Here is a 6,798-nt window from a genome sequence, read left to right on the forward strand (position 1 = left end):
CACCGCAGGCGCGCTGCCAAAATATCGAAAACAACCCCATGCAAAGTAGCCGGCGGCCGCCGGCCTTCGACAAGGCAACTTGACACGTCGGGCAACTCAGCGATATTTTTCCAATATTCCGAAATCACGCACTCTCGCCCCGCACTTGCTAGTTTGCCCTTGGGCGACCTAGTCTGCCCTCGCGCGACGCCTCCGCCGCCAACGCCACAGCAGCGCGACGAGCGCGATGAGCACGAGCGCGGCAGCCACTGCCTTGGCCTCGAACCGTCCGCCCGGACGATCGATCGTGCGCGACCACAGCGAAGGCCTCTCGCCCTGGCGCGGCAGGCGGAACGCCACCACGCTGTCACCGATCGAGGTGCCCGCTTCGGAATGACCGCCTGCAGCGATCACGACATACTGCTCGCCGTTCCAAAGATAGGTCATGGGATTGGCGACGCCCGGCACCGGAAGCCGGCCCTGCCAGAGCTCCTTGCCTGACTTGGCATCGAACGCGCGCAGATAGGCATCCATCGCGCCGGTGAAGACCAGCCGGCCCGCGGTGATCACGACGCCGCTGACGAGCGGCGTGCCCCACTGGAACGCGATGCCGAGCGGGGCGCGATCCTCGCTGGTGCCGACCGTCGAATGCCAGAGGATCTTGCCGGCCTTCAGATCGACCGCCACCATCTCGCCCCATGGCGGCTTGTTGCAGGGCAAGCCGGACGGCGACATCGCGAGCGAGCGCGACATTGCGAACGGTGCCCCCTCCTGCCGGCCGAAATCATGGCCCGGCGGCGGATTGAAGCCCTTGGCTTCCGCGCGCGGGATCAGTTTGACGATGTGTATGGCGTGGCTGGTGTTGGCGTAGAGGATCTGGTGGACGGGATCGAACGCCGCGCCGCCCCAGTTCACGCCGCCGCCGGTCATCGGATAGACCACCGTGCCTTGCGTCGATGGCGGGGTGAAGAGGCCCTCATTGTGTGACTCGGCGAGCAGCTTATCGCAGGAGCCGGCCATTCCCGGGAACGGGCTGAACACATCGGCGACGGAAATGCGCTGCTCCATCAGCGGCGGCACATGGGTTGGAAACGGTTGTGTCGGCGACAGCCGCTCACCCTCTGCGCCGTCCTGCGGGACCGCGCGCTCTTCGACCGGCCAGACCGGCTTGCCGGTATCGCGATCGAGCACGAACACAAAGCCCTGCTTGGTCGGCTGGATCACGACGTCGCGCATGCCGTCGCCCGTGTCGATCCGCGCCAATGTCGGCTGCGCCGGCAGGTCGTAATCCCAGACGTTGTGGTGAACGGTCTGGAATGCCCAGGCGAGTTCGCCGGTCTCGATCTTCAGCGCCACCACGGAGTCGGCGTGCTCGTCATTGCCCGGGCGCTTGCCACCCCAGAAATCCGGACTCGGCGATGTCGTCGGCAGGAACACCAGGCCGCGCTCCTCGTCGACCGACATCGGCGCCCAGACATTGCTGTGGCCGGCATCGATCCCGCTGTGCGCCAGCGGATCGAAGCTCCAGCGCGGCTGGCCGGTCCGCGCATCATAGGCCCGCACCGCGCCGACCGGCGCCTCGACCCGGACGTTGTCGGCGATCGACGATCCCACTATCACCACGCCACGGCCTGTCACCGGCGCCGACGTGATCTGCATCTCGCCGGGCCATGCGAGCTTCATGCCGGCGTCGATCCGGACCTCGCCGCCGGTGCCGAAATCCGCGCACGGCTTGCCGGTCTTGGCATCGAGCGCGATCAGGCGGACGTCGTTGGTGCCGGTGAAGATCCGCGACCGGCAGGCGGCGCCTTCGGGCGCATGATCGTCGACCCAGTAGGCGACGCCGCGGCAATTGAAGCGGTTGGCCGGCCGTTGCGCGATGTTGATCTTCGGATCGTAGCGCCATTTCTGCGCGCCGGTGCCGGGATCGAGCGCGATCACCTCGTTGAACGGCGTGCAGAAGATCAGGCTGTCCTCGACGAACAGCGGCGTCGCCTCGAACTTGGTCCGCTTCATGACATCGGGCGGGCGGGTGTCGAGATCGCCGGTGCGAAACCGCCAGGCGCGCACCAGGCTGCCGACATTGTCAGGCGTGATCTGCGTCAACGCCGAGAACCGCGTGCCACCGCGATCGCCGCCCCAATACTCCCAGCCCAACGCGGGCGACGCAACCAGCAGCAACAGCGCAAGCAGGCGAAACAGCGATCGCATCGCATCCTCCGGCCGATGCGATCACTCCAGGCGCGCCGCATCTCGCGCGGGTGACGATTTACGCCATCGGCGCGTCAGTATCTACCCCCGCGAAACCCGCCGCCGTAGCGGCCATAGCCGCCGCCGAAATGGCCGTAGCCGATGCCGACGCCGACCGGCGGTCCCACGGGCGCATAGACGACGGCCGGAGGCGGCGGGCGCACCACGACGACCTCGCCGTCATCGACATAGCGCTTCTTGCGCGAGCGCGGCGGAGGATCGCGGTCCACGCGCTTCTTCGTGGCGGAATCGGCCTTCTTCAACTGCGGCGACGTGCCGTTGCAGGGACAGGTCGGCGCAGCCAGCGCAACATTGGTCGCGGCGGCCATCGCGTCGGGACGGTAGCGCAGCCGCTCGATCAACTTCCGCGCGGTCGCCGTGAGATCGCTGTCGGGATACAGCACGAGGAAGGCGCGATAGGCCGCCGCCGTGTTGGCGAGAACAGCGTTATTCCAGGCCACCATGCGGCGGTGGCGATCGAGCCATTCGCGCGCCTGCAGGCCGCGCGGCGTGCCGGAATAGAGCGCGACGAAGGCCTCATAGGCCTCGTCGGTGCCGTCGATGACGATCAGTTCGTTGGCGGCTTCGACCGGCTTGCCCCGCAATTCGCGCTTCCAGTCCTCGACCGTCCGCTTGGGCGCTGCAGGTGCCGGTATCGCGGCCGGCGATGGGGTGGTCGGCGGCGATGAGGTGGCCGCGGACGGCGTCGCCTCGACGGCAGTGAAGCGGAAGTCCTCGGTGAGCGACGACGAATCCCACGGCGTCTGCCGGCCGTCGGTCACCTTGTTGACGGCAAGGCGCACGCGCTTGAACGTGTCCTCGATCGGAAGTCCCGGCTCCTTGGCGATGGCCAGCAAGGCCGCGGCATAAGGACTGTTCGCGCCGCTGCCGTCCTCGGCCTCAGCGCCAGGCGAGGTCGAGAACGAGACGAAGGTCCCGGGCGCGCCGACCTTGGCATCGACGATTGCAAGCCCGTGGCCCGCGGTCTTGCTGAGCTCGGGGAACGGGTTGTTACGACAGGCATCGAGCAGCAGGATGCGCATCCGGCTCGGCACCGAGGTCAGCGTATTCAGGATGTCGTTGAGGCGCACCGCCTGGATCGGGATATCGGCCTCACGCTTCGGATCGATATCGACCGGGATCAGGTAGTTCTCGCCGTCGATCTGCAGCCCGTGGCCGGCATAGAACACCAGCGCCACAGTGTCCGCCCCCTTCGCGGCCACCTCGCCGGCGAAGTCGCTTATCCTGGTCCGCATCTCGTCCTGCGAAAGGTCCGATGCCGATGTCACGGTGAAGCCGGCGTCGGTCAACATCTGCGACACGGCCTTGGCGTCATTGGCCGGATTGGGTAGAGCTGGGACCGACTTGTAGGCCGATTGTCCGATGACGAGCGCAAGGCGGTTTTCCGCCGACGACGCGGTGCTGCCGAACAGGATCGAGACGGGAATGATCAGACTAAGAAGCGAGCGGCGAAGCATGACAACCTCCCGACGACGACGTCAAGCTTGGGTCGGACGTCTGCCTGCGAAGGTTCATGCCGACGCAGCATGTGCCGCGCCACCTGTGCTCACCTCAACGGTCGAATTGTCGCAGGAACCGGAACGGTGCCAGACCGGAATTACTTCGGCTTCTTGGTGGGATCGGCCGGCTTGGTCATGCCCCAGGGATCGTATTTCTCCTTGGGCTCCGGGATGCGGTCGAGCGCGGACTTGTAGGCCTTCTCGTCGATCTGCGGCTTCTTCTCCGTCTGCTTGTCCTGCCCGCCGCCACCCCGCCGCCCCTGTGCCAGCGCAGGAGTCGCGATCAGCGCCAGAACGACCGCTGCAACCGTGACGTTCTTCATGTCAACCCTCTCCCCTCTGGCGCAGAAACATCCGGCAACGCCGAGACGCCAAGAATAGCCCAAGAGTAACTTGTGTATCAGCGTTTGTTGATCGACAAAACGCGCCGCCAACACGAATTCAGCTCCATCAGGAGGGCGCAATCTTGGCGTCCGCACATTAAATGAACTCCATGGGACAGGGACGTATTTGTATTGCCGCGCTGTTGGCCGGCGCCGGGGTGATGTTGAGCGGCTGCGGACTAGCGGACAGCCATGCGATCTGGCCTGAGGCCCTCAAGGCCAAGGGCGCAGAACCGGCGCCGCCCGAAGCGCCGCCGGATGTGAAGCAACTGGTCGGCGCGAAACTGGATTCGGTGTTCACCGCCGGCTCGCAACCGACCCATGTGCGGGTCTCTGCCCCGCTGCACGATCCGCGCGGTACCGGTTGGACCGCCTGCGTCCGCGCCGAGCTGACCTCGGTGATAGGCAAGTCGCTCGGTACCCAGACCTATCGCGTCTTCATCGACGGCGGCGCGATCTTCGATCGCCGGCTGGTCGAGAGCGACGACAACTGCCTCACGGAAAATTACCAGCCGATCTAGGCGCGGTTTCAACTCTCAATTGTCAAACGGCCTATCGAGCTGTCATCACCCGCGCATGCGGGTGATCCAGTATTCCAGAGACGCTGGCATGAAGTTGATTTGCGCCACTCTCACAACGTCGTCGTCCCTGCGAAAGCAGGACCCATACTCCGCGGCGGATGTTGTTGATCGGACTCGTCATTCCAGGGTCGCTCAACAATGACCATTTGTGGTTGGGTCCCTGCTCCCGTGCGCAATTGCGCACTAGGCAGGGACGACACTGAATGTGCTGCGCGGCCGGTGAGTCACACATCCACATGCTCAATCCGAATCTTGAACAGGTGGCTTTGGCGGTCAGGATAGTCCGCAATGCGTCCCAAAGCGGTCGCGAGATTCGACAGGGCGACATGCCCGGCTAAGGGACAAAACCGGACTCATGGCCGCAGCAAATGGCCTCAGCGGCCCGGTTCACCAACACCTCTTTGGGGTGGCCGATCAAAGTCAGCCTGCTTCCCTTTTGCGCGGCCTGATGTAGGCTTGGACATGTGGGGGGCTGTCAGATGCATCGACGTGTCGCTGATATTCGCCGCAGTGCGTTTGAGTTCGTTGAAGGCATCGAGCGTCTTTCCACTACCGGGGAGATCATGGATGCGATGGGGGGCGTGCTGAACCGGCACGGCATTGAGCACTATCTGTTCACCTTCATTCCCACGCCGACCAGCACTTTGAAGGACGTGACAGCGGCCAGCCGACTTCCGGACGGCCTCGAAGAGGTCTATGCCGCAAAAGGCTACGTGCAGGATGATCCCGGCTTCCGCCACGCCCAGACGACAGTTCGGCCGTTTAGATGGTTTCGGGAATCGCCTTACGATCCCGAGCGCGAGCCACGAGCGGCCGAGGTCGTGCAGTTATGCCGCGAGTTCGGTCTCGTCGAGGGCATCGTCGTCCCGGTGGTTTCGCATGCGCGTCGCGCCGGGCAGGTCTGGTTCGGAGGAGCAACGCTCGATATCCCGGATCGCGAATTGCCAGCCCTGCACCTCATGGCGATCTATGCGTTTGACCGTATCCTCAAGCTTCATGGCTCACCTGCGCAGCAGCAAGCCAACCTGACGCCGCGTGAACGGGAAATCTTGACACTGGCAGCCAACGGCAAGTCGACGTGGGAGATCGGCGAGAAGCTTCACATCACCAGTCGAACAGTCAAAGAGCACATCAAGCATCTTTGCCGAAAGCTTGGTGCAGCGACCCGGACGCAGGCTGTGATGATCGCTGTTCGCGACGGGATCATTCAACCATGAAGCTACGATGTGGAGCCGAGCACAGTTGTCCGTTTTGGGGGCAAAGGCAGACCATCTCGATTGGGTGAGATTGCGTCCGCTCTCCATCAACAAGCCGACGTGCCAATAGCCGGGGCACACTTCGGTTACGGGCCAACAGGCGACATCTCGCGCGCGGCCTGATATGAAAGAGGCCGCCAAGTGAGGCGGCCCTACTCAATGACGAACATGGCAATTGCCATCAGCGCGATAGGTGCTTGTACGTCAGGTTAGGCCTCTACGCCTTGACCTGTTGAATCTGCTCCCAGCGCTCTGGCTCTATGCTGAGCAAAATCAATTCACGTGGCGACGATTGCAAGCTCTACGCGGTGGGCCAAAGGCTTGCGGGTGATTGAGCCGCCATCATTTCAACTGACTCAAGTCGGCTTCTGGCCTTTCTCGGAAGTCCGACAACGTCCGCCTTCGCGCCGCTCTTGGGGGACAAGCGGACATCGATTCACGCGGTTAATTTTGTGAGTACGCGGCCTAGCACTACTTTGGCAGAAACTGTTTTTGTAGCGACTTTTCAAGGATTCGTCTTCTGCAGTACGGACACCGCTGAGCCCGCGGTCGCAGGATGAGATCGACGATGGCGTGACGTACTGCGGGCATGGTTGGCTGAGGCGGAGGCCCGTTGATTCTTTTTTTTCCGCCCCGCATATGCGAGGCGACGATGTTGCAGGAAGGCGTAGGCGATCATGGTCATTAGAGCGTGACGATGAAGGCCTTGCCATGATCGCCCTTCGAAGTGATCAAGTCCAAGCTCCTCTTTCAACTGCTGATGCGCCTGCTCGCAGATCCATCGTGCCTTGATGGTGGCGGCCAGTGTGCGCAGATCCGTCGCCGCAGG

6 protein-coding genes are annotated in these 6,798 nt (G+C 63.7%); 2 read left to right on the forward strand and 4 right to left on the reverse strand.

Annotated features, from left to right (window positions below; all coding sequences use genetic code 11):
- Nucleotides 1-168 precede the first annotated feature (168 nt).
- The 3 genes from AS156_RS03710 to AS156_RS03720 all read right to left on the reverse strand — a co-directional run bounded on the left by AS156_RS03710 (nucleotide 169) and on the right by AS156_RS03720 (nucleotide 4,072).
- Nucleotides 169-2,190, reverse strand: a complete 2,022-nt coding sequence (locus AS156_RS03710) for a pyrroloquinoline quinone-dependent dehydrogenase (protein ID WP_066500125.1) — start codon at nucleotides 2,188-2,190, stop codon at nucleotides 169-171.
- A 74-nt stretch (nucleotides 2,191-2,264) separates the two neighbouring features.
- The gene (locus tag AS156_RS03715; protein ID WP_066500127.1) at nucleotides 2,265-3,707 is read right to left on the reverse strand and encodes a caspase family protein; all 1,443 of its coding nucleotides are present in this window, start codon (nucleotides 3,705-3,707) and stop codon (nucleotides 2,265-2,267) included.
- A gap of 140 nt (nucleotides 3,708-3,847) precedes the next feature.
- Nucleotides 3,848-4,072, reverse strand: coding sequence for a hypothetical protein (locus AS156_RS03720; RefSeq protein WP_066500130.1), 225 nt, complete (start codon nucleotides 4,070-4,072; stop codon nucleotides 3,848-3,850).
- Nucleotides 4,073-4,242: 170 nt separating this feature from the next.
- Here AS156_RS03720 and AS156_RS03725 point away from each other — a divergent pair, with 170 nt between their 5' ends.
- Both AS156_RS03725 and AS156_RS03730 read left to right on the forward strand, forming a co-directional pair.
- Nucleotides 4,243-4,653 carry a hypothetical protein gene (locus AS156_RS03725; protein ID WP_066500131.1) on the forward strand — a complete coding sequence of 137 codons (411 nt, stop codon included), beginning with the start codon at nucleotides 4,243-4,245 and terminating at the stop codon, nucleotides 4,651-4,653.
- Nucleotides 4,654-5,192: 539 nt separating this feature from the next.
- The gene (locus AS156_RS03730; protein WP_066500133.1) at nucleotides 5,193-5,930 is read left to right on the forward strand and encodes a helix-turn-helix transcriptional regulator; all 738 of its coding nucleotides are present in this window, start codon (nucleotides 5,193-5,195) and stop codon (nucleotides 5,928-5,930) included.
- 544 nt (nucleotides 5,931-6,474) lie between these two features.
- On the opposite strand, the gene AS156_RS40235 is transcribed toward AS156_RS03730, so the two are convergent.
- The coding region (locus tag AS156_RS40235; RefSeq protein ID WP_144440953.1) for a transposase at nucleotides 6,475-6,798 on the reverse strand (324 nt) is incomplete at its 5' end.

This window comes from Bradyrhizobium macuxiense (assembly GCF_001542415.1).
GTDB lineage: Bacteria > Pseudomonadota > Alphaproteobacteria > Rhizobiales > Xanthobacteraceae > Bradyrhizobium > Bradyrhizobium macuxiense.